31 protein-coding genes are annotated in these 23,476 nt (G+C 42.7%); 4 read left to right on the forward strand and 27 right to left on the reverse strand.

All coding sequences use genetic code 11. From position 1 onward, the window contains the following. Positions 1-38: 38 nt before the first annotated feature. A complete protein-coding gene (locus MKY63_RS29810; RefSeq protein WP_339810845.1) occupies positions 39-599 on the reverse strand; it encodes a GNAT family protein in 561 nt (186 codons plus the stop codon). Between the two features lie 16 nt (positions 600-615). Next, complete coding sequence (locus MKY63_RS29815) at positions 616-1,194, reverse strand: TIGR00730 family Rossman fold protein (RefSeq protein ID WP_036689805.1); 579 nt, start codon at positions 1,192-1,194, stop codon at positions 616-618. Between the two features lie 97 nt (positions 1,195-1,291). Here MKY63_RS29815 and MKY63_RS29820 point away from each other — a divergent pair, with 97 nt between their 5' ends. Continuing rightward, positions 1,292-1,609: a MazG-like family protein gene (locus MKY63_RS29820; RefSeq protein WP_036689803.1), complete on the forward strand. Its 318-nt coding sequence runs from the start codon at positions 1,292-1,294 to the stop codon at positions 1,607-1,609. An 83-nt stretch (positions 1,610-1,692) separates the two neighbouring features. Here MKY63_RS29820 and MKY63_RS29825 read toward each other — a convergent pair whose 3' ends face one another. The 3 genes from MKY63_RS29825 to lepB all read right to left on the reverse strand — a co-directional run bounded on the left by MKY63_RS29825 (position 1,693) and on the right by lepB (position 4,537). Further along, complete coding sequence (locus MKY63_RS29825; protein WP_038570037.1) at positions 1,693-2,553, reverse strand: alpha/beta hydrolase; 861 nt, start codon at positions 2,551-2,553, stop codon at positions 1,693-1,695. A gap of 264 nt (positions 2,554-2,817) precedes the next feature. Continuing rightward, the gene (locus MKY63_RS29830; RefSeq protein WP_036689800.1) at positions 2,818-3,855 is read right to left on the reverse strand and encodes an HD domain-containing phosphohydrolase; all 1,038 of its coding nucleotides are present in this window, start codon (positions 3,853-3,855) and stop codon (positions 2,818-2,820) included. 184 nt (positions 3,856-4,039) lie between these two features. Further along, positions 4,040-4,537, reverse strand: coding sequence for a signal peptidase I (gene lepB, locus MKY63_RS29835; protein ID WP_076142005.1), 498 nt, complete (start codon positions 4,535-4,537; stop codon positions 4,040-4,042). Positions 4,538-4,692: 155 nt separating this feature from the next. On the opposite strand from lepB, the gene MKY63_RS29840 reads away from it, so the two are divergent. Beyond that, positions 4,693-5,670 (forward strand): alpha/beta hydrolase, encoded by a 978-nt coding sequence (locus MKY63_RS29840; protein ID WP_339810850.1) that lies wholly within the window; start codon positions 4,693-4,695, stop codon positions 5,668-5,670. Positions 5,671-5,752: 82 nt separating this feature from the next. Here the strand turns inward: MKY63_RS29840 and MKY63_RS29845 are convergent, their stop codons facing one another. Together MKY63_RS29845 and MKY63_RS29850 are read right to left on the reverse strand one after the other, a co-directional pair. Further along, entirely contained in the window at positions 5,753-6,154 is a 402-nt protein-coding gene (locus MKY63_RS29845) for a DUF4265 domain-containing protein (RefSeq protein ID WP_036689795.1), read from the reverse strand. Positions 6,155-6,520: 366 nt separating this feature from the next. Next, positions 6,521-7,381, reverse strand: a complete 861-nt coding sequence (locus MKY63_RS29850) for an SDR family oxidoreductase (RefSeq protein WP_339810852.1) — start codon at positions 7,379-7,381, stop codon at positions 6,521-6,523. Between the two features lie 204 nt (positions 7,382-7,585). Here MKY63_RS29850 and MKY63_RS29855 point away from each other — a divergent pair, with 204 nt between their 5' ends. Then, positions 7,586-8,395: a hypothetical protein gene (locus tag MKY63_RS29855; protein WP_094902000.1), complete on the forward strand. Its 810-nt coding sequence runs from the start codon at positions 7,586-7,588 to the stop codon at positions 8,393-8,395. Positions 8,396-8,412: 17 nt separating this feature from the next. Here the strand turns inward: MKY63_RS29855 and MKY63_RS29860 are convergent, their stop codons facing one another. The 13 genes from MKY63_RS29860 to MKY63_RS29920 form a co-directional block, all read right to left on the reverse strand. Then, positions 8,413-9,204: a lipid II flippase Amj family protein gene (locus tag MKY63_RS29860; protein ID WP_036689792.1), complete on the reverse strand. Its 792-nt coding sequence runs from the start codon at positions 9,202-9,204 to the stop codon at positions 8,413-8,415. A gap of 24 nt (positions 9,205-9,228) precedes the next feature. Then, complete coding sequence (locus MKY63_RS29865) at positions 9,229-9,639, reverse strand: DUF2809 domain-containing protein (protein ID WP_051491644.1); 411 nt, start codon at positions 9,637-9,639, stop codon at positions 9,229-9,231. A gap of 258 nt (positions 9,640-9,897) precedes the next feature. After that, on the reverse strand, positions 9,898-10,485 hold the full coding sequence (locus MKY63_RS29870) for a histidine phosphatase family protein (protein ID WP_076100752.1): 588 nt from the start codon (positions 10,483-10,485) through the stop codon (positions 9,898-9,900). Positions 10,486-10,501: 16 nt separating this feature from the next. Further along, the gene (locus tag MKY63_RS29875; RefSeq protein ID WP_038574363.1) at positions 10,502-10,975 is read right to left on the reverse strand and encodes an NUDIX domain-containing protein; all 474 of its coding nucleotides are present in this window, start codon (positions 10,973-10,975) and stop codon (positions 10,502-10,504) included. A 30-nt stretch (positions 10,976-11,005) separates the two neighbouring features. Then, a complete protein-coding gene (locus MKY63_RS29880; RefSeq protein WP_036689788.1) occupies positions 11,006-11,455 on the reverse strand; it encodes a DUF4362 domain-containing protein in 450 nt (149 codons plus the stop codon). A gap of 168 nt (positions 11,456-11,623) precedes the next feature. Further along, complete coding sequence (locus MKY63_RS29885; RefSeq protein ID WP_155288116.1) at positions 11,624-11,770, reverse strand: hypothetical protein; 147 nt, start codon at positions 11,768-11,770, stop codon at positions 11,624-11,626. Between the two features lie 49 nt (positions 11,771-11,819). Further along, positions 11,820-12,296: a DUF523 domain-containing protein gene (locus tag MKY63_RS29890; RefSeq protein ID WP_339810857.1), complete on the reverse strand. Its 477-nt coding sequence runs from the start codon at positions 12,294-12,296 to the stop codon at positions 11,820-11,822. Positions 12,297-12,442: 146 nt separating this feature from the next. Next, complete coding sequence (locus tag MKY63_RS29895) at positions 12,443-13,009, reverse strand: putative ABC transporter permease (protein WP_052096957.1); 567 nt, start codon at positions 13,007-13,009, stop codon at positions 12,443-12,445. A gap of 164 nt (positions 13,010-13,173) precedes the next feature. Further along, positions 13,174-13,353 (reverse strand): hypothetical protein, encoded by a 180-nt coding sequence (locus MKY63_RS29900; protein ID WP_036689783.1) that lies wholly within the window; start codon positions 13,351-13,353, stop codon positions 13,174-13,176. A 166-nt stretch (positions 13,354-13,519) separates the two neighbouring features. Beyond that, positions 13,520-13,699 carry a hypothetical protein gene (locus MKY63_RS29905; protein WP_036689781.1) on the reverse strand — a complete coding sequence of 60 codons (180 nt, stop codon included), beginning with the start codon at positions 13,697-13,699 and terminating at the stop codon, positions 13,520-13,522. Positions 13,700-13,793: 94 nt separating this feature from the next. Beyond that, positions 13,794-14,480, reverse strand: a complete 687-nt coding sequence (locus MKY63_RS29910) for an LrgB family protein (protein ID WP_036689780.1) — start codon at positions 14,478-14,480, stop codon at positions 13,794-13,796. Further along, on the reverse strand, positions 14,480-14,890 hold the full coding sequence (locus MKY63_RS29915) for a CidA/LrgA family holin-like protein (RefSeq protein WP_036689778.1): 411 nt from the start codon (positions 14,888-14,890) through the stop codon (positions 14,480-14,482). The genes MKY63_RS29910 and MKY63_RS29915 overlap by 1 nt, the downstream gene beginning before the upstream one ends. Before the next feature lie 187 nt (positions 14,891-15,077). After that, positions 15,078-15,752 carry an NAD(P)H-dependent oxidoreductase gene (locus tag MKY63_RS29920; protein WP_036689777.1) on the reverse strand — a complete coding sequence of 225 codons (675 nt, stop codon included), beginning with the start codon at positions 15,750-15,752 and terminating at the stop codon, positions 15,078-15,080. Between the two features lie 150 nt (positions 15,753-15,902). Between MKY63_RS29920 and MKY63_RS29925 the strand changes: the two genes are divergently transcribed. After that, complete coding sequence (locus MKY63_RS29925; RefSeq protein ID WP_036689775.1) at positions 15,903-16,295, forward strand: helix-turn-helix domain-containing protein; 393 nt, start codon at positions 15,903-15,905, stop codon at positions 16,293-16,295. A gap of 16 nt (positions 16,296-16,311) precedes the next feature. Here MKY63_RS29925 and MKY63_RS29930 read toward each other — a convergent pair whose 3' ends face one another. The 7 genes from MKY63_RS29930 to MKY63_RS29960 all read right to left on the reverse strand — a co-directional run bounded on the left by MKY63_RS29930 (position 16,312) and on the right by MKY63_RS29960 (position 23,475). Continuing rightward, positions 16,312-16,689: a YkvA family protein gene (locus tag MKY63_RS29930; RefSeq protein ID WP_080742463.1), complete on the reverse strand. Its 378-nt coding sequence runs from the start codon at positions 16,687-16,689 to the stop codon at positions 16,312-16,314. A 110-nt stretch (positions 16,690-16,799) separates the two neighbouring features. Continuing rightward, entirely contained in the window at positions 16,800-17,438 is a 639-nt protein-coding gene (locus MKY63_RS29935; protein ID WP_339211793.1) for a Vat family streptogramin A O-acetyltransferase, read from the reverse strand. Positions 17,439-17,597: 159 nt separating this feature from the next. Further along, a complete protein-coding gene (gene rhaA / locus MKY63_RS29940) occupies positions 17,598-18,872 on the reverse strand; it encodes an L-rhamnose isomerase (protein ID WP_339810864.1) in 1,275 nt (424 codons plus the stop codon). A gap of 86 nt (positions 18,873-18,958) precedes the next feature. Then, positions 18,959-20,449 carry a rhamnulokinase gene (rhaB, locus tag MKY63_RS29945; RefSeq protein ID WP_256715506.1) on the reverse strand — a complete coding sequence of 497 codons (1,491 nt, stop codon included), beginning with the start codon at positions 20,447-20,449 and terminating at the stop codon, positions 18,959-18,961. Between the two features lie 26 nt (positions 20,450-20,475). Further along, a complete protein-coding gene (locus MKY63_RS29950; RefSeq protein ID WP_339810867.1) occupies positions 20,476-21,204 on the reverse strand; it encodes a lactate utilization protein in 729 nt (242 codons plus the stop codon). Further along, a complete protein-coding gene (locus tag MKY63_RS29955) occupies positions 21,197-22,750 on the reverse strand; it encodes a LutB/LldF family L-lactate oxidation iron-sulfur protein (protein ID WP_339810870.1) in 1,554 nt (517 codons plus the stop codon). The genes MKY63_RS29950 and MKY63_RS29955 overlap by 8 nt, the downstream gene beginning before the upstream one ends. Beyond that, complete coding sequence (locus MKY63_RS29960; RefSeq protein WP_036689769.1) at positions 22,747-23,475, reverse strand: (Fe-S)-binding protein; 729 nt, start codon at positions 23,473-23,475, stop codon at positions 22,747-22,749. Before MKY63_RS29960 ends, MKY63_RS29955 begins: the two co-directional genes overlap by 4 nt. Position 23,476 lies beyond the last annotated feature (1 nt).

A 23,476-nucleotide genomic window follows, 5' to 3' on the forward strand; every position in this document is an offset into this window, starting at 1 on the left:
TATATTTATCATAGCCAATCCACTAGTGAAATTCAAATTCAGCGGTATTCACTTTTCAATTTAGAGAAGACAGCAAGATCCACATACCGACCTTTTTCGAACTCATGTTGCCTTAAGACCCCTTCTTTGTAGAAGCCGAGCTTATTCATCAATATAAGTGACGCCTCATTTTTCGGTTCCACTCTCGCTTCAATTTTATTTAGTCTCATGTTCAAAAAGCCAAACTGCATAACACGGTTCACTACCTCTGTCATAATCCCCTTTCCCCAAAAAGCAGGCATTAAGTCATACCCAATTTCCACACGATGATGATCTTGCTCATAATTCAGAAATCCGCAGGTTCCAATCACTTTTTGAGTCTCACGATCTTCAATCATCCACCGTAAACCGGATTGTTCCTTAAAAATTTTGTCATACCATTTCATTTCATCTATCGCATCCTCGACCGAAATGAAGGGTGTAAATGGCATATATTTTACAACGGCTTCTTGGGAATAAAGTTCAAATATATCATAGCGATCATTTTCTGTTGCTTTACGTAGTGTGCATCGTTCAGTTTGTAACACAGGGAAATCAGTAAATGCAAATTCTGAATTCATGTAAGTTCTCCTTCTTCTAGTTGAGCTGTTTCCACTTTTGCTCTAGCGTTTGCGGAACATACTCCTTCAATAGAGTTAAGAGTTCCAACGGCTCGTTGGATACGTTTAGCAGACTGAGATGCGAAGAATTAGAGAAGCCTTCTTGGATACTGTTATGAATCAGATTCAGCAGAGGATCAAAATAATTCCTGATATTTAGAACCCCTACCGGCTTCTTGTGTATGCCAATTTGTGACCAGCACAAAACCTCAAAAAGCTCCTCATACGTTCCAAACCCTCCAGGTAAAGCAATGAAGCCATCTGCCAATTCTCCCATTTTTGCTTTACGGCCATGCATATCTTCTACTTCTATCAACTCCGTTAATTCTCTATGTACCATTTCCCCATTAAATAATCCTCTAGGCATTACTCCGATTACCTCGCCTCCACCATTCAAAACAGCATTAGCGACTTCACCCATTAATCCGATTTTTGAGCCACCGTAAATTAAACGATAATTATTCATAGCCATGTAGTTACCAAGTTCAACAGCTTTAGCTTTATAATCCTCATGTCCCCCTAAATTCGATCCTGCGAAAACACATATTGATTTCAAAATTCCATCTCCAAACTATATATTGATAATGTCCGCTATCTAATATACTATATGTTGGAGTATAAATCATGTGAAAGATTAAGGAGTGCTACATAATATGGAAATTAATGATGTGCAGAAATGGATTAATCATTTTTATGGAGAACGAGGCTGGACTACTTATGGTCCTTTTATAAGAGTGGGATTCTTAATGGAAGAGACAGGTGAAGTAGCACGAGCTGTACGCTCCTATGAAATCGGCAGAGATCGACCGGATGAATCGACTCGCACTCCAGAGCAACTGAAAAACGACTTGATTGAGGAAATCGGGGATGTTCTCGGAAATATCGCATTGTTAGCCGACTTATATGGCATCACTTTAGAAGAGGCTTTTACTGCACATAAAGACAAATTAGTGAAGCGGTTTAATTCCTAGGGACAAAGTAATCCTGAAAAAAATAGGACTACAATCGGCAACACCGAATTGTAGCCCTTCTTTAATTTACTCTTTAAGCCCTGTTAAGCTTTACCGCCTAATGTATGATTCGAAATCGCTTTGATTATGGTTTCCCAATCATCCGGGTGGACTTCGTGGCCCGTTCCTTCCAGGGTTAGAAGCGACGCATTAGGAATTTCCGCAGCAAGTGCCAAGCCATGCTCTATAGGAAGCACCGTGTCTTCTGTGCCGTGGATAACCAAGGTAGGAACCATGATATTTTTTGCCTTGCCCTCGTAGTCGTCATCCCCTGTAAGGAGAGAATGATTAAACATGCTAAGCAAGTTGTTGGCACGTTTTATTTCCATCCTTACTTGTTTATACGCTCTTTTCTCATCGAATTTATGTTTTGAACCACAGAGTATGCCGGAACCTGAAACCAAATAATTGGCTACCGCTTCCTCATTAGACCAATCCAGTGTTGCTCCATCTGCATGGAATGCGAGGATCCGCTCATCCATAGGAGGCAAGTTCCGATCATTATCATCAGATTCGAAAAAACTTGATGCGATCAAGGTTAAGGTTAGAACTTTTTGCGGATGACGTGTAGCAAGGACTTGTGCAATCATTCCGCCTAAGGACATCCCAACGATATTTGCCTGTTCAATATTATAGGCGTCTAGTAACCCAGCGGCATCATTAGCCATATCTATCACGGTATAATTGGAACTCCCAGACTCATAAACAACGGAACGTCCGACATCCCGGTTATCATAACGAATAACGTAACGTCCGGTATCTGCTAATCGCTGACAGAACTCTTCATCCCAATAAACCATAGAACATGTGGCACCCATAATCAGCAATATCGCAGGATTGCTAGGATCTCCAAAACTTTCCGAGCATATATCAATTCCGTTTACTTTTACTATTTTTTCGCTCATTGTTCATTCCTCATTTCATTCGAATTTTATCAATGAATGCACAGTTAAATAAGACTCAATACATTTTCAAAAAAATGGATGATGTCATCATTGAATTGCACCTCAAATTAACGTAAACGAATGAATTTGATAATCACGATAAGCACTCTCCTATTCCATATTGAAGGGTTTTTAACCCAATTCCGATTATAACACAAAAAAGCTATCCCCTGATTTTACGGATCAAGGAGATAGCCTTACTATTTTTCGCCACAAAAATATTCGTTAAATAAATACTTCTTCAACAGTCAAATTACGCTCTTTAGATAAGTCTCTGAACGTAGTCTCATTTATTTTTACCAGAGGTTTGAAAATATCCAACGGATTATTCATAATAATCGTACCTTGCTCACCATTGCTAAGCTGAACGCTCTTACCCACAAAATTCGGCAATAAATGTCCGATCAGAGCTTGTACCGCATTTCCATTCAGCTTGCCAAATCCAAGTTCATGTACCTTGCGAAGAACGTTAATCAGGCCTTGTTTCGGTTGATTCGCTCTTCCTAAGGTCATGCCTACATAAGTATTTGCGACAGCAACAATCTGCGTATACGGGTGCAAGTCCTGTTTACGGAGATTGTTAGGATAACCTGTACCATCCTCGAATTCATGATGCTGAAGCGCCACTAGTGCGGTCTTTTCGTCATTCATCGATTTAAGGATAATGTCGTATCCATACGTAGTATGACGTTTTAGTTCTTCTGATTCTTCAGGAGTTAAGTTATCCGTCTTATTTAAGATATGTGGAGCAATCTGGCTTTTTCCGATATCGTGCAAATAACCGGCTCTACTAATCTCAAATCTTTCGGCTTTTGTATGACCTAACCAAGTCGCTATGTAAAAAGATAACAGTCCGACCTGCAATGAATGATTGTATGTACTGATATCATCACGTTCAAGCAGCAATAATAAAGAAACGACATCCTTTTGTTCATCCAATTTCTCCAGCAATGGCTGCAGCGTATTATCAACATCCGACTGCGTAAAGCTACCCTTGCTGAGTGCTTCCAGAAATATAGATTCATAGTTTTGGATGGCTTGATCGAAATTACCATCTATCCCTTGTGCCACATTCATTTCTTCATTATCCAGCGCCATCATGCGTGGTTCAATATCGACATAATCAATCTGATGCCTCATCAGGATGGTGATTTCTTCTCCGTAGACCACTGTCCCCTTCGGAAGCACGTGTAGGCCAACACTATTGAATGTATCTGCTATTAGACAATCGCCATGTTTGAGATCTGTGACATGAGCTTTCAAAATTCAGCACCCCTTACTATATGTAGGTATATTTTACCTTAAGGATAGCTAAATTCTTCCAAAGTAACAATATGGTTAAAGTCTCATTAAACCACTCGGTTAGTTCAAAAGACCCCCGCGACTTCAGCACCCCTAAATCTATTTTTAGAGATTAAGCCTTACATTTATCCGTCTTACACACTACCTAAAAGGGATTGCTAAATTCAGCGATCACTTTCCCAATCAGCTTATCCTTCGACACAAATGGAGTATCCCACAGATGAGCATCATAGCTTATATTCCGGTTATCTCCAAGAAAAAAATAATGATCGGCGGGTACCGTAACCGGTCCAAAAGTGTAATCCATCTGTTCATTGAGGTAAGGTTCGTTAACCATCGCTCCGTTTCGGTAAAGTTCGCCATCTTTAATTTCCAAGGTATCTCCAGGCAGCCCCATTAGCCTTTTTACATATCTTTTATTCTCATCACCAGCTACAGGTGGCGTAAATACAACAATATCTCCATGCTCCAGTGTGGTCATCCATAACATTTTCTCAACAATTAAGCGATCATTGATTTGAATCGTTGGGATCATAGAGCCCGTTGGAACTCGCATGGCTTCAGCAACATAGGTTCTAACAAACAAAGAAATAACCACTGCGATCATAATACTCGGCAACCATTGCTTCATAAATTTCAACATTATTGCTCACCTCGCATTCATTTTAATGAGTCAAACTTTTTCAGCTGGTTCATATTCAGTTCATATTGTCGTCATGTATAGTTCATCTTCATCGGGTAAGCTTCCTTTAGCGACTCGTTAAGGTAGCTAGAATAAAGCGATTAGAACAGGAGAAGATGCGAGTGAAACCAGAAGAAGAGGTTATAAAAAAAAGGATGAATAAACCGCTGAAAATTATACTTATTTCCTTAGGGGCTTTAGCTACTGCAATAGTAGTTTTTCTAGTGACTGTTTTTGTCGCTAATATTTTCCTTAATAAATCGGACCAAGCTAAAATAAAACCCTATGGTCAGTCTGTAAGCGTCGACGGTAAAAATATGAATGTTTTGATTCAAGGAAATGGCGAAGAGACGGTCGTACTCTTACCTGGTTATGGAACGGTGGCACCGGGACTTGATTTTAAACTGCTGATAGATGAACTATCTCCATTTTACAAAGTTGTCGCGATTGAGCCTTTCGGTTATGGATTAAGTGATAGAACTGAAAAAGAACGAACCACGGAAAATATTGTAAGTGAAATTCATGAAGCTGTAAAGCAGCTTAATATTGACCGTTATATTCTAATGGCACACTCTATTTCCGGTATGTACAGTTTGAATTATGTGAACAAATATCCAAACGAAGTGAGTGCATTTGTCGGGATTGATAACAGTATTGCAACAGAAGACAGAACAAATGTTAAAATACCAACAGGAAAATTAAAACTACTTAGAAACTCAGGCTTGGGCAGATTGTTATTTAAAACAAGTGGAAACCCCTATGTTGGATTGCCGTTTGATGATGAAACTAAAGAACAATTGAGATTATTTACACTTAGAAACACTTATAATTACACTCACTTAAATGAAGTGGAACATATGTCTTCTAATTATAAAGGGGCTCTAAATTCAACTTTTCCAAAGGATCTTCCCCTTTTGCTCTTTGTACAAGGGGATGATACTCTCTTAAAAGATTGGATATCATTGCATGAAGAGCAAGTCAAAAATTCTAAACAAGGAAAATTGGTAAAACTTGATGCAGGACATTATCTGCACCATACTAAATCAAAAGAAATCACTGAAAATTTCAAGACATTTATGGAAGAAATAAAATAAAAAGCGTTTCTTCTATTCTCCATGCTGCAGTCATCGTGTGCAAGTTTCCTTGCATTTCATGACGCAGCATTTTTCTTAGTATTCAAATCTCGAACCGCTCAATAATTCGATTCATTTCCCCATCAACATCAATCGAAGTATTCTTAGGAATATGAATGACGAACAAACCGCCAAAGATCAACTCACATTTGCCTTCATTCTCTATAATTCTATGTTTAAAATCTGCAATGGCCGTTGAATCAACAGCCTCTTTGCTAAGCAGCCAAGCGTATCTTTTGAAAGGAGATTTCTGGACGGTCTCTTGGTAATAATAGACTCCATTTTCTTCCTTCACCTGTATAATATCTCCCATTGTAACAGCCGGATTAAAAATCGGTGTCTCTTCAATTCGAAATTTATCTTTGCCAAATGGAGTAACATCGAGGATTTCTATTTCACGGCCATCTGCGTTGAAGCAGATATGGATTCCGGACGATTCTAGCATCGGCACACCTCTATCCTTGTTCAATATCTAATCTTGTTCATTCTAAATAACACAAAACAAAGTAAATACATTAGGCTCGTAATCCCGAACAACCTAAAGATTCCGGGCGTTAATAACATATATAAACTGTAGGGAAAACTCCAGATAAATGCAAGCAGCATTAGCCGACTTCTGTTTAAAAAGACACCTATTGCTAATAACCCCGCCGGTAATAACAACATAATTATACTAATTACAAGAGTGGAGCGATTCGTAATCTCAGCATATGGATTGATGAATATAAAAATTAGCCATAAAAAAACGGTCATCAAACTGGACATATAACCTATTAGTTTAATGATTGTTATATTTATGGATGACTCCATCCTATCCCCTCAATTCTTTCGCAATAATTCTCTCCAGGCATTTCCATGGAAGCAGCGTTTTGCCTAAGATTAAGATTCGCGTGCCTTTGCCGATAGGATAACGTAGCCGTGGTGCTTTCATTTCGGTAATACGACCGATAAGATTAGCCACTTGACTAGGGTCAGGCGCTGTCTCAGCAGTATGTTTGGAATATCGTAGCACAGCGTCAAGACGTTCTTTATACGGAGAATCCTCCTTACGTCGAATTTGCTCCATGCCTTTTCCCCATATCGGTGTACGGAAGGAACCCGGTTCAATTAATACCACCCGTATTCCATAAGGGGACATTTCATGACGCAGGCTTTCGCTGAAACCTTCAACAGCAAATTTAGAAGCTGCATAAGGCGCATAACCTGGAAATCCGGATAATCCGCTTACACTTCCCACATTAATAATCGTGCCGCTCTGCTGTTCTCGCATAATGGGCAGCACAGCTGTTGTCACAGCCACTAATCCAAAAAAGTTCGTCTCCATTTGCCGCCGCCATTCCTCCATAGATATTTCTTCTATGAAACCGCCAATGGCAAAACCTGCATTATTGACTAGAACATCAATTCTTCCAAATGTTTCGTGTACTGAAGATATTGCTATCTCTATAGAATCGCTGTCGGTGACATCCATGGTCATTAAATGAAGCTGCTTTAAAATTCCTGCCTGCTCTGCCTGCTGCACCAGCTCGGCTTTACGGTTTAAATCACGCATGGTTGCTATCACCTTAAACCCCTGTCCAGCCAAATTGAGCGCTGTCAGCAATCCAAATCCACTGGAGGTTCCGGTAATCAGGGCCACTCGATCGTGCCCATACTCTAGATGTGAACTCATATTTACTCCCCTTTGTATTTCACAATTATAAAAACAAGCAAACAAACGTTCTATTGTCCATTGACTATCCATTAATTTCAAGTTATAGTAAGAGCATCTTTTATATTTCTGTGCGGGAGAAGCACCTCGCAAGACAGGCGTCAATGCCTATCTTGGAGGTGCTTTTTTGCGTATATTAACTAATTCATTAAGGAGCTGAGATGAATGTTTAAACCAAAAGGTACCGCCAGATGTAGAAAGAACATTTTCAGAATTAGGGATTTAAAATGGGTGGCTCAATTAGTGCTGGTAGCAGCTTTCCTAACCTGTAACCTTACACTTGTGTCTGCTGCTACTGGCTGGGATGCCGCGCTGGATGACATTAACAGTCTTCATGGTAATTATACCGCGCTTCAAGCCACCCTCAAGACAGATAACTCAGAAATTCAGAAGTTACGCAAGCAGAATAATGACACTCTGAAATCTATTCGTTCCGTCATACAGTCAACAGATCAAGCACTGTTAAGCCGCTTATCTTCAGAAGCAACCTCAGTTCAGAAGAAACACGCTCCCCTTCTGGAACAATACAGCACACTCGGTAAACAGTTTACCGCAGCCAAGAAAGCTAAAGACTTGAAAAAAGTCACATTGCTGGAACTGAAGCGTAATAAACTAAAGGCTGCTGTAACCCTGGCCCGAGCCGAAATTAAGACAAAGACAACCGCTTTGGCAGCCGCTCGCAAGCAAACCGCTGCTAAGCTTAAACCCGTCAAAGATGCGTTAGCACCCATCACTGCTTTAAAGAAACAAATAACTGCCGAAAGTAAGAATCTCACTGTCACGCAGAAAGTACGCGCGGATGCTGACAAACAATATAAAGCAGCTGTTAAGCAAGGTGATGCAGTTAGAGCCGCTACAGAATTGAAATCATCCTATGAGCAAATGAAACGAATTCATTCCATGCAGCAGAATATTTACAGCTGGGAGCAGAAGATCTCGCTAGCTCTAAGAGCAGCAGAATCTAAACTTCGCTAATGATTAGCCCCACTGGCTCAAATCAGCTTCACTAACATACTAATTAGCTGGGCTGCGGGCACAATCAGGAGCTGAGCAAATATAGTGCCTACAAATCGAGAACCCATCAATACCACATATATTTTTCCTAGCTGATCACGGTATTCTACATTTTCAGTAGCCTTATGGGTAATTAGACCAAGCTGTGGGTCGATAAATATGGTCAGCAGAATAGTCGCCATACCGTTAATCAGTCCGGAAGCTTGAGAAGCAGTCGTGCTATATTGAGGCATTAGATGAGCAGCATACAATGATGATATGACACCTACGGTGTAAAAGGCTGTAACAAAAACATTCATCACAATAAATCGTTTAGGAATCCCCAGGTATCTGAAGTTATATAGATTCACTTTTGGTTTTCTTATGTATTTTCTTGTGTTCTTTAGTTGCCCGATCGTTACACTGGTAAGCAGTTTTGGGATAGAACCCTCAATTTCAAGCTTAGAGATGATTCTCCCAAACAAGCCGACAAAGGTAGGAAAAACAGCAATGGCAATTAATGTTCCTAAGGAAGAAGCCAATAATATAATTCTCAAGTAATTTAGAAGCGGAAAATCAGAATGTATTTTGGCATAATCTACGAATTTAGCCGTCAGTGGAGCTTGGATCATATTTGCAGTTCTTGAGACGAGAACAATAATGCCTGTGAGAGATAAAGCAATGGCTATCTTGTTCAGCTTCACTCCGGCATATCGTACCGAATACGATAAGGTTTCTGCCGTGTGAATAATCATCGTAAGCAAGCATACCACAATCAAACTATTTACCATTTAAAGGTTCCTCTCCAATAAACACTATTTATCATTTCGGTGCACCTTTTGGTGAAAGTATTGATCCAATCCATAACAAAGGGTAATGCCAACCAAATATCTAACGAGGTCGATCCATAGGAATCCTTTTCCGAGAATTAGACCACCCAATACTGTAGATCGGATGCTGTTGATCCACTCCGCTTGATACAGCTGGCTAAATTCTATGCCGAAGCTAAACACCAAACTCCATACAAAGGCGAGCCTTAGCTTTTGATTTACCAGTAGGACCCGAAACATAAAATAAACCATACTGCCCCAAAGCGCATCTCCGAAATGTCTAGATACAAACAAAGGCAGCTGATTCGTGAATACTCTAGAGCTTAACCCCAATACAATAACAACGAGGCAGATACAAGTATAAAAAAGTCTTTCTTTCAAATCATTGATCCTCATTTCCAACCTCTATCCAGCGTCTGACTTAAAAGTGATGCTTGCGATAATACTAATCATTGCGATATAAAACGGATAAATAATCATGGCTCCTATTATGATCAGTCCTGTTACCGGTGCAGGTTTATCTGCAGGTTCTGTGATTGGGAACCACCAAGCCTGAAATTCTGCTGATTCGATAAATATTCAATGGCAGCTCTATTACAATAAATAACATAAAGGCATAAAGTACGCTTAGTGCATTCAGCTTTATAAAATATTTCATCTGTTCAGCACTTCGGAGTCCCACAGCCGCTCCACATGGGTAAGCTCCAATTCTTCAAATTCCAGCTTATAAATATCCGGCTTGGACGTCTGTTCAAAGAACTCATATCCATACTTCTTATCGAAGTAATTCAGGATAATGGTCATGATATTCCCGTGCGTACCTAAAGCGATTTTGCCGCCTTTATGCTGTTTAATTAATTGCTTGATAACAGGAATTGCACGCTCTTGTGCTTCCTGAGTACTCTCTCCATCCGGCATTTTATAATATTTGTCGCTGAATGATGTCCGAATGCCCTGCAGAAAGTCATCTTCACTAATTTCAATCTCGACACTTCCGATTGCTCGTTCTCTGAGTTCTTCATACAGTTCAATCTCTTGGTTCGAAGCTTCTGCCAAATACTTGATCGTCTCTACGGCTCGTCTATATGGACTGGAGACAAAATGTGTAATTTTCTCCTCCGCCAAAAGCTCTTTGATTCTATAAGCGTCTGCGTGCCCTTTTTCGGATAATCCCCGTTCCCGCTCATTCCCTAATACAAAAGGTGACACTGCATGTCTAACCATATAAATGTAGGTCTTCATGAGGCACTCCTCTCAGTCACTCAAATATCGTTGCAGTCTTCTCTCGGTCTTTTATAAAAATCTCTCTAGGATATAGAATTGCAATCTCTGGCAGCTCGTTCTCTTTGAAAAATTTAAATTCTTCGATCTCCCCATCTATAGCTCTAAGCGTTCCTCTGATGATAGAGCACTCAAATACAATAACCGTATATTCTACCTGATCGCCATTACTATATTCGTATCTATATTTCGCTCCACCAAAAACACCTAAAATAGACATAGGATGAACCATCAACCCTGTCTCTTCATATACCTCTCTGCGTAAGGTTCTTCCAGGACGCTCCCCTGGCTCAATCGCTCCCGCAGGCAATCCCCACAAAGATTCTCCTGGCTTGCGGATGAATAGAATCTCATCCTCTTTATTTCTTATTACTGCAGCTACGGAAGGCATCATTAATAATTCTGAGCCCACTTTCCCTCGAATTCCTTGATAGTACTCAGACATCGGCATATTGATCATCCATCCTCTCCGTAAATGGGTTTATAATCTTTCTTTTAAAAAGCTGATCACATTTATTTTCTCACCGTCTGGCTGAACATTACATTGGGATAACTCGACATTAAACCGCTCACCTGTCTCTATTAGTTCAATCGCCTTGCATACATATTCGATCTTCCCAGGACTATTACTCCATGCATCTCTTGTATCATCCTTTACCCAATGAAGCTCTTTACCATTAGAATAGAAATCATGAATTAACCGTCCACTATCCGTGGTTGGCTCAATCAACATCAGGTTATCCCCTTTACCTTCACTAAACCTTTGAACCGTTTCTTTTATCCTGTTTAAATCTTTTTGATCAAAATGTATTAAAATATCATCATGTTTAGACTCATCTGAGCCTGGCTTACCTAGATCGGCCGCCAAAACGCCTACAAGCACAGCAATCATAAACAACTGAACAATGATTATCCATGTTCTAAATTTCATAGTTCCCCCTAATTTCTTTCCTTGGACTTCCCAAAAACCCACTATATGTATATTAGACATCACTATGAAGGAATCCTTTAGATTTCACAATATGCATAGCCAGGGACAAAAAAAGCTTCCGAACTCAAAAAATCCTGAGCTCCGGAAGCAGTTACAATGAGGTGAGACTTAGTGTTTACCTTTTGTGCCAGCAAGCTGTACGATCATAATGACAAGAACGAGCAAAGCAATGAGCTGATCAATACTCATCTGCGTCCGCCTCCTATCCCAAATGAAGGATGGCTCATCGGACGGCATTTCCTCTCCCAAGGACACTGCTTCGTTCCCCTTATACACACTATGTATCCTGCAACCTATTTATTACTTAAAGAATAACCTGCCCGTCCATACGTGCGAGTTCCTGCTCGACTTCGTCCAGCTGATCTTCGCCAAATACTTTAAACCCATTTTTCCTCAACAGCTCCGTAGTGGTGCCCTCTCCCGGTGCTTTCGTATCTTTAAAGGTTCCATCATGAATATACAGGCTTCCGCATGAAGGACTGTCTTGTTTTAAAATAGCTAATGCAACCTGATGCTCCCTAGCCAGCTTTAGTGTGGCTTGAGCCCCCTTCATAAATGGCTCGGTAACATCCGTGCCTGCCCCCGTCACTACCCGATCTCCTTGCCGCTGTGCGTCAGGACGAGGGGTTGGCAAACCGCCCACTACCTCTGGACAAATATGGACAAAACGCCCTTCCTCATACCACTTTAGGAATCGGGCATCGAGACACGGAACATCGCCATTATCATAACGTACTTTATGCCCTAACAGACATGCGCTCACTAGAATCTTCCCTGTCATCGTTATCGCCACCAGTCCGTCTAGTATTTAATATATTGCTATATTATTTATGACTAGAAACGGATATGCAATATCGAAATGCCTGTCCACGAAATGTTTGTGCTTGATACACAAAAGAAGACTCATTGTATACATATAGGAAACCATTATTTCTGATATTGAGGGGTTTTCTCCATCCGATAACGGCTCCAGCAGGTCCATAATAAATCCGCCATAAAGTAGAACCCCACGATCGGAAGCACGAATTTCCAAATAGGCTGAACACCCGAATATAAAAGCTCCATAAGCGGCTGAATTACATACACACTAGCTACTGAAAGCCCCCACCAATATAGAGAAAAACGCAGGCAAATATGCCCTTGCAGTTGATAAGACATTCCTGAGTAATCCCACCATTGCTTATGGAATACCGTTTTTAACAGCCAACCGCTTATAAATTCAACAGCAGAAGGAATGATTAGCGCAAGAAATAGGAAAAGCGGAAGTGGCAGCGTCAAATCTCTAGCAATCAATAGCAATAGTGGAGCAAAGCCATACATCGGCTTAAATGGACCTTTTAGAAATCCTTCTTTGCGAAAGCTTCCATTACTGTATAGATTATAGGTCCCTTCCAATACCCAGCCTAAAAAGGAATAGACCATAAAATAAAAAAAGTATTGGCCCACCACAGTAACTGCTATATCTTCACTTAACGAAAATATAGGAATAATCATGACCTAATCCCGCCTCTCGTTGTCATTATTTTCTTAGTTGCCCATCCGGCCCTATTATGTCTTGATCGTTCAGGAAATATGCGCACAAAAAAGACATAACCCAAAAGGTTATGCCTTCATTCCAGAATTCCAGGAGTAAAAGTCTCCCACTCGTTATTTTCTAATTATTTATGCTCTTCTTCATGAGGTGTCGTCAGCAACTGATCGTCGTTTTGATTCTTCAGTGCATCCATCTTAAGCTCACTGCGTACGCCAAAGTTTGAACCGTACTTTTTCTCAAAGTTTCCTGCGAGAGCCTCACCACGTTTTTGCCGGTAACGGCTGTTCTCATTTCGACTACGCATTCCATTTCCTCCCCATTGGCAAAGATCTGTGAAATTTGCGAAAAGCTAAGACGAACTTGGAGAAAACACTCTGATGAGGTTGTACTTTTATTTATTATACAATACTTACTACAATCATCAACAAAAACAGACTGTCCCCTAAAGGACAGCCTGTCTTCCGAATCATTTACTCCAAATTATCGGGAAGCGGATCTGGGTGTGAGGATTCAGCAGGTTTGGCTACCCACTCATCTGCCTCTGGCTCGATGTCTACACCGTTCTCCATCTTCTTAATTTCAGCTAATGAATCGCCTTCTTTATTTTCCTTGTTGCGGATTTCCGCTTCATCTTGTGTGTGATCGGACATGTGAAATCCTCCTCAGGTGCTTTGCTTTTTTTGTTCCTTAGTTATAGTTACCCGATGGAGTGTTTTGCAAACATAGTCCAATTAAAAGAATAATTTAAGGGTACATCATCCACGCTACAAGTGGGCCGATACAAGAACCAACTATCGCGCATACAGTCATCGCAACCGAGCTCATCGAAACGGATTGTTCACCATATTCCAAGGCCTTTGCTGTTCCTAGAGCATGAGAAGCAGTTCCGAGACCAATTCCGATTCCAACCTCACTACGAATTCTAAACAGCTTGATGATAAAAGGTCCGCCAATCGCACCAGTAAATCCAGCAATCATAACAAATACGGAAGTTAAAGAAGAGTCCCCACCTAAGCTGTTCGAGATCTGTATCGCTACAGGTGTAGTGATCGATTTAGGTAATAAAGATAAAACATATAATTTAGAGAATCCTAGACCTGCCGCCAAAAGCAGTCCACTAAACATCCCTATAAGCAGTCCCACAATCGCTCCGCCCAGAATCGCCGGGAGATTCTCAATCAACACATTACGTTGTTTATATAATGGGTAGGCTAACGAGACTACAGCAGGACCGAGCAGCTGATTAATCCATTGGCCGCCTATCATATATGTATCATACGGAATATGAAAATATAGCAGTAAAGTTACAACAATCACTGTTGCTGTAAGCGCGGGAATAAGTACAGGAATACGAAATCGTCTATATACTACTGACATCATCAAATAAATAGCTACGTTAAGCAGTACAATACCTGTTGCGATAAAAAACATTATATTTCCTTCCCCTTTTCGCTTAGTCTCTTGCCGCTCCAACCCGCTTTCAGCTTGTTGTTTACACTAGTAAGCCATTGGCTAGAATGTGCAGCTGCGGCAATCGTGAGAACACTGCTAACGATAAGGATTAGGATTAATAGTAAACCTCTACCACTAAAGATATCCATATGATTCACGATCCCAGCTGTCGCTGGAATAAAAAATAACGGAAGATAAGCTAATATCGTTGTTGCACCCTCTTCAATCCACTTCACAGGCACGACCCTGAATAGCAATAGAACAAAAAGTAACAGTAATCCTACGATACTCCCGGACACGGGGAGATGCAGTTGCTTTTGCAGATAGTCCCCAGCCAAGTAGAACAAATATAGCAGGAACACTTGGATAATAATGCGAATGATTTTCATGATGCAGGATCCCTTCATTATTAAGTTAAAGCGATAGCGCTAATATTGAGTCACCTTCATAAGGGTATCAGAGTTTTCATGAAACTTTCAATTACTTTTTGAATCTTAAAAGAAATATCGCAAAAAAACCTGCAAAATCCCCAGAATACAGAGACTTTACAGGCTCAAAGATTAAAATTCAATTTCGTTAAACCCACTGAATTACTTGCTCTGCACCTTGACGCGTCTTACCACGTGGTTCATTCAGGCGATATCCGAAAGCTGCCATACAAGAGATTCCAAAATGCTCAGCGTCCATAATACCTTCTTCTGCCAATATCTGCTCAACCTTTGCTTTATCGAAACCTTCTATTGGGCAGGAGTCGATCCCAATTAACGCAGCTGATGTCAGCATATTCCCAAGTGCCAGATAAGTCTGCCGGCAGCTCCATTCGAACATCGCCCGCTCATTCGCCATCAGTCCGAAATCAACCTTCAAGAACTTATCAAAAACTTTACGTTTTCCTTCCATTACTTGCGGAGGCAACTCCTGCACATTCTCCATGATCCCTTTAATATAATCGGAGTCAGCAGCCATATCTTTAGGAAGACGTGAGAGAATAAGCACAAAATGGCTTGCGGTTGCCAATTGCTTTTGTGCTCCCCAGGCATTAGGACGTAATTTCTCACGTACTTCCGGACTTTGCACTACCACAAAACGCCAAGGCTCGAATCCGAATGAACTTGGTGACAATCGTCCAGTTTCCAATATAAATTGAAAGTCCGATTCACTAATTTTTTTATGGCTATCGAATTCTTTAGTTGCATGTCTGAACTGATATGCAGACAGGATTTCATTCTTGTTTAACGATAAAGTATCCATGAGTAACACTCCCTTTACTTGATTAGAATCGACGGGCATTTGACTGTTTGCCGATCACATGCTTAATATTAGTATATATATCACTTCTTTAAAAGTACGCACAATAATGTTATGTAGTATACAAAATGATACCATGGGAGTTGAACAGCTATGCGTGACCGAAAAGGTGGCTTCGGAAATTTCCCGGAAAGCAATAAAGAAGCTTGCCCTGTAGAATTCACACTGGACGTTATAGGAGGCAAATGGAAAGGAATTCTCATCTATCACTTGATTGATGGCACGAAACGTTTTAACGAATTCCGCCGGATCTGCCCGGGAATTACCCAACGTATGCTGACCCTGCAACTAAGAGAGTTGGAAGAGGATGGGGTTGTACACCGTGAGGTCTACCATCAGGTTCCCCCAAAAGTCGAATACTCTTTAACTGAATTCGGCAAGACACTGATTCCTATTATTAAACTCATGAAAGATTGGGGCGAGGTGTACAAAACAAAACAGCTTTCCGCAGAAAGCTGTCCTGAAAGTACAGATATAACGGTGTAGCTTAATGCTGCACCTTTTATTTTTCCCCATTAAAAAACGCTTCCGCCTTTTCCTTATGTTCGTTGGTTACCTGACCGGATATCGCTTTAATGCCTGCTGCGATAATCGCTGCATCATCTGTAAATCCAAGGCCTAGAATCGCATCGGGTATAGCATCTATAGGAGAAATAAAATAAGCCAATGCACCGAAAGCAATTCCTTTCGCCCATAAAGGTGTCTTAGCGTCGACGGCACAATAATACATCGCGATAGCATCTTTAGTAAATGGAATTTTGCCTGCAAACTTTTTAGTTTTCGTCCAAAAATTTTGCGTTACCATTTCCTCATTTTCTTTGCTATATGGAAATTCCTCTGCAGTGAGCTCCATGCTATTCTTGACCTTATCTTTCTTCATTGCCGGTTCCCTCCGAAAGGTTCATATGACGTACATACCTAAAGTATTCCCTCAATTGAGGTTTATATCTTTAAGATAAACTAAAGTCCGTATCCTGAACCTACTTACGATTAATCGATCGCTTTGATTTTCGTTAAATCGCTGCTGCATAACACTTCAAGATTATTAAAGATTCGCTCTGCATCCCAATCCCACCACTTCAGCGCTTCAAGATATTCGATCATTTCATCATCAAAACGTTGTCTAATCACTTTGCAGGGATTTCCTCCAGCTACACTATACGCCGGGATATCCTTTACAACTGTAGAATTGGCTGCGATAACTGCTCCGTTTCCAATATGCACACCTGGCATAATCGTAACATTTTGTCCAATCCAAACATCGTTTCCGATGACTGTATCACCTTTTAGCGGCAGATCCTTTAAATCCGGGACCGCCTGTTCCCAGCCATGTGCCATAATATTAAACGGATAGGTCGAAACCGAATTCATCCGGTGGTTGGCACCATTCATGACAAATTCAATGCCTTTGGCAATCGCGCAGAATTTTCCAATAATAAGCTTGTCGCCAATAAAATCATAATGATGAGTCACACGTTCCTCAAACTTCTCTGCACCGTTTATATCATCATAATAGGTATAATCGCCAACAATGATATTGTCTCTTGTAATCGCATTTTTTATATAGCAGATACTTTTAATTTGATCATTGGGATAGAGCGTATTCGGGTTCGGTCCATATTGTTTCATAGTTTACGCCTCGCTCTCTTTTGGATAAAACATAGCAGAGATCAGAGCTGAATTCAAATAATGTACGATTTATAAACAAAAAAAGCGGCCACCTGCTGGTAACCGCCTATCTATTATCTACTTATATTGTCAAAGCTCGTTCTGCTTCTACTTCTACCTCTATCTTTTCGATAAAACCTCTGCCTCATACTGTTTTACTTCATTTAGCCAGCTTTCCCGGACCGGTACGCCATTCTTCGCACAATAATAATCCCAAATGGCTCCAAACGGATACGATTTAAATTCCTCGACCAAGGCAAGTCTTGAAGTGTAATCTCCATCCAGCTCAATTTGCTTCAATTGCTCGATTGGCTCCAGCATGGCACGAAGCAAAGCTTTTAATGTATTTCGTGTTCCGATCACCCAAGCAGCAAGATGATTGATGCTTCCGTCAAAAAAATCTAACCCAATATGCGTTCTGTCCAGAAACTGGCCACGAACCAGTTCACGGGCAATCTCGAGCAGCTCATCGTCCATAGTTACCACATGATCACTATCCCAGCGTACTGGACGGCTAACATGCAACAGCAATTGATCCCCAAACAGCAGCCAGGAAGACAGCTTATTCGAAATCGTCTCGGTTGGATGGAAATGCCCAGCATCGAAGCACACCGCCTTGCCCCGGCTTAGCGCATAACCCATATAGAATTCATGTGAGCCAACCACGTAACTTTCCGAACCAATACCAAACAGCTTACTTTCTACAGCATCAATGTTATATTGCTGATCGATTTCCTCGCTGAAGATTTCATCGAGTGACTGCTGAAGCCGTACCCTTGGTGACAAACGGTCGATCGGCGTATCTTTGTAACCATCTGGAACCCAAAAATTAGTCACACAAGGCTGACCTAATGCCTGGCCAAAGGACTCGGCGATTCGACGTGAGGCCTTGCAATGAGCGATCCAGAAGTTGCGGATTTCAGGATCTGGGTGGCTCAGTGTGAAGCCATCGTTTGCTTTTTCATGAGAAAAACAGGTAGGATTGAAATCCAATCCGAGTCCCTGCTCTTTGGCCCAGCTCACCCATCGCTCAAAATGCTTAGGCTCTAAAGCATCGAGATCTACAGTCTCTTCTGTATCCGCATAAATAGCATGTAAATTTATTTTATGTTGGCCTGGGATGAGTGCAAGGGCCTGTTCCAAATCACGGCGCAGCTCCTCCGGATTCCCGGCCCTCCCCGGGTAACTTCCAGTGACTGCGATCCCGCCGCTCAGTTCTTTTTCCTTATTCAAAAATCCCTTCACATCATCACCTTGCCAACAATGCAAAGAAATCTTAATTTCCGCTAGCTGCTGCAACACCTTATCTACGTCGATCCCATGCTGTGCGTAAAGCTTTTTCGCTTCATTGTAGCTGTTCTGAATGCTCTGTAAGCTCTCTTTACTCTGCTCCATGATTGAGCCTCCTGATTTTTAGCTTAGTGTGTTTTAGGTGAGGCACTTTTGCCTCTCTTTGGCTCGCGTGCCTCTTAACTTAGCTACTAATTAACGGCCTGCAGCCGGGCGAACTGTGCCAAAGCCGCCTTTTTGGTCGTGGGGTCCATCCCCTTCGGTATATAAGATGTAACTTGGAATGAACGACTTATAATTTCTCTCGCCTCTTGAAGATCATTTACAGCACCCGTGCTGATCATCTGCACCACTAGATTGCCTAAAGCCGTAGATTCCGTTGGTCCGGCGTGAATTTCCATCTCCAGCAGATCTGCCGTAATCTGGCACAACAGACCGTTATTCGCACCTCCGCCAACGATATGCAGCCTCTCTAAGTTGTCACCCGTCAATTGCTGGAGATCCTGAATGTAGAAATAATAAGATAAAGCAAGACTATCAAATACACATCGAGCCATTTCCCCAGGCGTTTGAGGAACCAACTGTCCTGCTTCCACACAATAGCTCCGGATCTCGTCAATCATGCTCTGTGGATTCATGAATCGTTCATCATTGCAATAAATGATTGATCTAAAAGGGATTTCTTGTGCTGCCAGCTCTACCAGCTCGCCGAAGCTGTATTGTCCGCCGTACTCCTCACGAACCTTTTGAATCAACCACATGCCCATAATATTCTTAAGAAACCGGAATGAGCCGTAGGCTCCCCATTCATTCGTATAGTTGCGTAACATTGCCTCTGGACTTGTGATGGCTGAACCCCGTTCCACCCCGATGAGTGACCAAGTACCACTACTGAGAAATCCCCAGTTCTCGCTGTTTGCCGGAACCCCTAATACAGCTGATGCTGTATCATGAGAGGCTACTGCTATGAACTCGCAATCTGGAAGATCACCGCGAGCCGCCAAGTCCTCCGTCAACCTCCCAACGGGTTCCCCAGGTTCTGTTAAGGGAGGGAATTGCTCTTTTGAAAGACCAAGCACCGACAGAAGATCCTCATCGTAATCACGAGTGTGAAGATTCAGCATCCCAGAGGTGGAACCTATCGTCACTTCACTAATCTTGCGACCCGTAAGCCGATAATAAAGATAATCAGGGACCAGCAGGATGGAATGTGCTGCTTCCAGCTCCGCCTGATCATGCACAAACAGCTGATACAATGTATTAATCGGGAGATATTGTATCCCCACCTTTTCGTAAACGCTTTCAGTTGAGATATTGCGATGCAGCCTCTCTATCGCTCCATCCGTTCGGGAGTCACGATAAGAAAAAACCTCATGGATCCGCGCTCCCTCCTGATCGAGAAGTACATAATCGACACCCCAAGTATCGATGCCCACGGTGCAGCGCTCGATCCCTCTAGCCTTGGCCTGCTGTAAGCCCTTGACGATTTCAGCAACTAAATAATCTATATCCCAATATAGATTACCATTTTGTTCAGCGAATCCATTACTGAAGCGATGAATTTCTTCTATAGACAGGGTTCCTCCCGGCTGCTGCAAGGTTCCGCAGACCACTCTCCCACTAGAGGCTCCGATATCAACAGCAATATGATTCTGAATTTGATTATGAGCTTGTGTATTCATCCCTATACAACACTCCTTATCTCCTATCAGCCTACTAGCAAAGCGAATACGATTCCTGGACCATGCACGCCTATCGTCAGATCATTCTCAATATCCGCTGAACGGCTAGGTCCGGAGATAAAGTGAATGCCCGCCGGCAGCCCCGATGGCCCAGCTTCATCAAAATCAATAAGCACCTCACCGAGACGAGTCTTCAGCCGCTCCAATGGAACGATGGCAATTAATGCGGTAGGTAATAAGCTGACTGAACGGCCTTTATTCTCAGAGGACAGCACAGTAATGGAGCCTGTATAGGCAACTGCATAATCCGCAATCACAATTCCAATATCAGCCTCGGCCGCCCTAGCTTTCCATGCCTCCTGATCATCTGTATTCCAGACAGACACCCGTGTATCTGTGAGTTCCTCCTCTAGTCGAAATGCTGCTAGCTCGGTGACATTTTGCCGGAGAATATACCGTGCGAGCATCTCATTGACTTTGCTGACGATGAAAGCTTTGGCTTCATCCATATCCTCCATACGAAATACATGACCACCTGCGCTTTGAAAATTCGCCGTAAATTGTTCAATCCTTTCCTCCGGACTCCACTGGAATTGCTGCCAATACTGCGGTGCGCCGCGAAAAGGATGTGCAGGAGCTTCAGTAATTCTCGGCCGCTTCAGGCGGCGTGCGATATCATTCATGAATGCCTGCTGCTGTTCACGTGAATCCTGCTCCATACGTTCCAACCAGTTACTGTGCGTCTCTTCAGTCATGCCCGGCCCCTCCTTCCAGCTCTTCCGGCTTCCGCTTCGCTAGTAAATCTTCCATTCGCTTCTGTATCGCCGGGTCCATTTCGCGACTGTTCTTGTCTAGCTCCTGTTGCAGCCCCTTCCAGCTCTCACGGAAGGATTGATCTGCCAGCTTCGGGGCGATCCGATAATTGTTCCAACCTTTCAGCGGCCCCAGTTTCGACGGAATTCCTCCGTCTCGTACGAGCAGCTTTTGCCCGATTCTACCTACCTTCATCACATTACTAAATCGCTGTGACTTCGCCATGATCGCCCCAAAACCCTTCATGCCGAGACCTTCTGCCTTATCCCCATAACCACGTTCTACCTTACGCCGCCGTAAATAGATGAGCATATCATGCAGAGGGATTTTGACCGGACAGGCTTCATAACATGCTCCGCACAGGCTAGAGGCTGAGGCGATGTCATCCCATTGATCTACATTTTTATTCAACGCCGGAGTCAACACCGCTCCTATAGGTCCGCTATACGTTCCTCCATATGCATGACCGCCAATATGACGGTAGACAGGACAAGCATTCAGACAAGCTCCACAGCGGATGCAGTTCAGCAGCTCCTGAAACTCAGGATCGCCTAGCTGCTCAGATCGACCATTATCAAGAATAATAATATGTTGCTCTTCCGGCCCATCACCGTCATTATCCCTGCGGGGACCAGAAATACCCGACATATATACCGTTAACTTCTGCCCTGTTGCCGAACGAGGCAATAATGTAGCCATCACTTCAAGATCACTCCACGAAGGAATAATCCGCTCCATCCCCATCAGGGTAATTTGCGTTTTCGGTAAAGTGGTGACCATACGAGCGTTACCTTCATTCTCGAACAGCACCATCGAACCCGTCTCTGCAATAGCAAAGTTACAGCCAGTCATTCCGATATCCGCATCAAGGAACTTCTCTCTCAGCTTACGCCTTACAAATCCAGCAAGGATAGTAGTTTCGGGCAAAAGCTCCTCTCCTGCCTCTTTGGACAACAGCTCGGCAATCTGGTAGCGGTTCTTATGAATCGCCGGAATAATGATATGTGACGGGGTTTCCCCGGCAAGCTGGATAATATACTCCCCCAGATCCGTCTCTATGGTCTCCACACCAATGGATTCCAGCGCCTTATTTAAATGCAGCTCCTCTGTAACCATTGATTTGGATTTGACCACAGAAGCTGCCTGTTTTCGCTGCGCGATTTCAAGGGCAATCTTCACAGCCTCTTCACCCGTTGCTGCAAAATGAATATGTGTGCCGTTTACTCTTGCCTTGTCTGCAAAAAGGTTCAGATAGTAATCAAGATGGGCGATCGTGTGTAGACGGATTTGCCGCCCACGTTCACGCCACTCTTCCCAGTGGCCATGATCGTTAGCCGCTTTCTGTTTTCCATCACGCAGTCTCTCCGTGGTAAAACGAACAGCCTTGCGTAAAAAGTCATTATTCAGCGCCAAGTCTGCACGTTCTTTTACCGTAGCTGGCTTTCCATTCTCTGAACCCGCCGTAGGATTGGTGGTGGCTTGGCTCATTTATCAGTCACCCCCTCATACAGCAGTTCTGCTAAATGCATAACTCGAACGGGTTCGCGGCGGTAACGCAGATTCCCGGCAATATTCATCAGACAACCCATATCCAGACCCGTTAGGATTTCTGCTTCCGTCTCCAGCACATGATCTGATTTCTCAGTGACCATTGCCCCGGAGATATCAGACATTTTCACGGCAAAGGTTCCACCAAACCCACAGCAGTCCTCAGCAAAAGGCAGTGGCACCAGCTCCATCGCCTTCACATTTTGCATAAGCTGCATAGGTTCGTCGCGAATCCCTAGAATCCTTGTGCCATGACAGGAAGGATGATAGGTAACCTTATGCGGAAAGACTGCTCCTAGATCAGTTACGCCAAGTACCTGCACCATAAACTGGCTAAATTCATAGGATTTGCGTTGCAAATTCTGCGCCTTGACCAGATTAACCGGATCATCCTGAAACAGCTTAGGGTAATGATGAAGCATCCCCGTACAGGATCCGGAAGGTGCAATGACAAAATCACTGTCATCAAAAGCCTGTAGAATCGTAAGTGCAGCTTGCCGCGCTTCATTCCAATATCCACTGTTGTACGCAGGCTGTCCGCAGCAAGTCTGCACCTCCGGGAACTCCAGCTGTACGCCATACCTGGCTAGCAGACGAGCCATGGCTTCCCCGACCTTCGGGAACACGGCATCGCTGACGCAAGTTATAAACATCGATACCTTCATG

The sequence above is a fragment of the Paenibacillus sp. FSL R7-0189 genome (assembly GCF_037969925.1).
Lineage (GTDB): Bacteria > Bacillota > Bacilli > Paenibacillales > Paenibacillaceae > Paenibacillus_AQ > Paenibacillus_AQ odorifer.

Excerpts from the sequence above, each read along its gene's own strand:
- MKY63_RS29810 (WP_339810845.1), bottom strand. The coding sequence starts at position 599 with ATGAATTCAGAATTTGCATTTACTGATTTCCCTGTGTTACAAACTGAA.
- MKY63_RS29820 (WP_036689803.1), top strand. The coding sequence starts at position 1,292 with ATGGAAATTAATGATGTGCAGAAATGGATTAATCATTTTTATGGAGAA.
- MKY63_RS29825 (WP_038570037.1), bottom strand. The coding sequence starts at position 2,553 with ATGAGCGAAAAAATAGTAAAAGTAAACGGAATTGATATATGCTCGGAA.
- lepB (WP_076142005.1), bottom strand. The coding sequence starts at position 4,537 with ATGTTGAAATTTATGAAGCAATGGTTGCCGAGTATTATGATCGCAGTG.
- MKY63_RS29840 (WP_339810850.1), top strand. The coding sequence starts at position 4,693 with ATGCGAGTGAAACCAGAAGAAGAGGTTATAAAAAAAAGGATGAATAAA.
- MKY63_RS29845 (WP_036689795.1), bottom strand. The coding sequence starts at position 6,154 with ATGCTAGAATCGTCCGGAATCCATATCTGCTTCAACGCAGATGGCCGT.
- MKY63_RS29850 (WP_339810852.1), bottom strand. The coding sequence starts at position 7,381 with ATGAGTTCACATCTAGAGTATGGGCACGATCGAGTGGCCCTGATTACC.
- MKY63_RS29855 (WP_094902000.1), top strand. The coding sequence starts at position 7,586 with ATGTTTAAACCAAAAGGTACCGCCAGATGTAGAAAGAACATTTTCAGA.
- MKY63_RS29860 (WP_036689792.1), bottom strand. The coding sequence starts at position 9,204 with ATGGTAAATAGTTTGATTGTGGTATGCTTGCTTACGATGATTATTCAC.
- MKY63_RS29865 (WP_051491644.1), bottom strand. The coding sequence starts at position 9,639 with ATGAGGATCAATGATTTGAAAGAAAGACTTTTTTATACTTGTATCTGC.
- MKY63_RS29870 (WP_076100752.1), bottom strand. The coding sequence starts at position 10,485 with ATGAAGACCTACATTTATATGGTTAGACATGCAGTGTCACCTTTTGTA.
- MKY63_RS29875 (WP_038574363.1), bottom strand. The coding sequence starts at position 10,975 with ATGCCGATGTCTGAGTACTATCAAGGAATTCGAGGGAAAGTGGGCTCA.
- MKY63_RS29880 (WP_036689788.1), bottom strand. The coding sequence starts at position 11,455 with ATGAAATTTAGAACATGGATAATCATTGTTCAGTTGTTTATGATTGCT.
- MKY63_RS29890 (WP_339810857.1), bottom strand. The coding sequence starts at position 12,296 with ATGACAGGGAAGATTCTAGTGAGCGCATGTCTGTTAGGGCATAAAGTA.
- MKY63_RS29895 (WP_052096957.1), bottom strand. The coding sequence starts at position 13,009 with ATGATTATTCCTATATTTTCGTTAAGTGAAGATATAGCAGTTACTGTG.
- MKY63_RS29900 (WP_036689783.1), bottom strand. The coding sequence starts at position 13,353 with ATGCGTAGTCGAAATGAGAACAGCCGTTACCGGCAAAAACGTGGTGAG.
- MKY63_RS29905 (WP_036689781.1), bottom strand. The coding sequence starts at position 13,699 with ATGTCCGATCACACACAAGATGAAGCGGAAATCCGCAACAAGGAAAAT.
- MKY63_RS29910 (WP_036689780.1), bottom strand. The coding sequence starts at position 14,480 with ATGTTTTTTATCGCAACAGGTATTGTACTGCTTAACGTAGCTATTTAT.
- MKY63_RS29915 (WP_036689778.1), bottom strand. The coding sequence starts at position 14,890 with ATGAAAATCATTCGCATTATTATCCAAGTGTTCCTGCTATATTTGTTC.
- MKY63_RS29920 (WP_036689777.1), bottom strand. The coding sequence starts at position 15,752 with ATGGATACTTTATCGTTAAACAAGAATGAAATCCTGTCTGCATATCAG.
- MKY63_RS29925 (WP_036689775.1), top strand. The coding sequence starts at position 15,903 with ATGCGTGACCGAAAAGGTGGCTTCGGAAATTTCCCGGAAAGCAATAAA.
- MKY63_RS29930 (WP_080742463.1), bottom strand. The coding sequence starts at position 16,689 with ATGAAGAAAGATAAGGTCAAGAATAGCATGGAGCTCACTGCAGAGGAA.
- MKY63_RS29935 (WP_339211793.1), bottom strand. The coding sequence starts at position 17,438 with ATGAAACAATATGGACCGAACCCGAATACGCTCTATCCCAATGATCAA.
- rhaA (WP_339810864.1), bottom strand. The coding sequence starts at position 18,872 with ATGGAGCAGAGTAAAGAGAGCTTACAGAGCATTCAGAACAGCTACAAT.
- rhaB (WP_256715506.1), bottom strand. The coding sequence starts at position 20,449 with ATGAATACACAAGCTCATAATCAAATTCAGAATCATATTGCTGTTGAT.
- MKY63_RS29950 (WP_339810867.1), bottom strand. The coding sequence starts at position 21,204 with ATGACTGAAGAGACGCACAGTAACTGGTTGGAACGTATGGAGCAGGAT.
- MKY63_RS29955 (WP_339810870.1), bottom strand. The coding sequence starts at position 22,750 with ATGAGCCAAGCCACCACCAATCCTACGGCGGGTTCAGAGAATGGAAAG.
- MKY63_RS29960 (WP_036689769.1), bottom strand. The coding sequence starts at position 23,475 with ATGAAGGTATCGATGTTTATAACTTGCGTCAGCGATGCCGTGTTCCCG.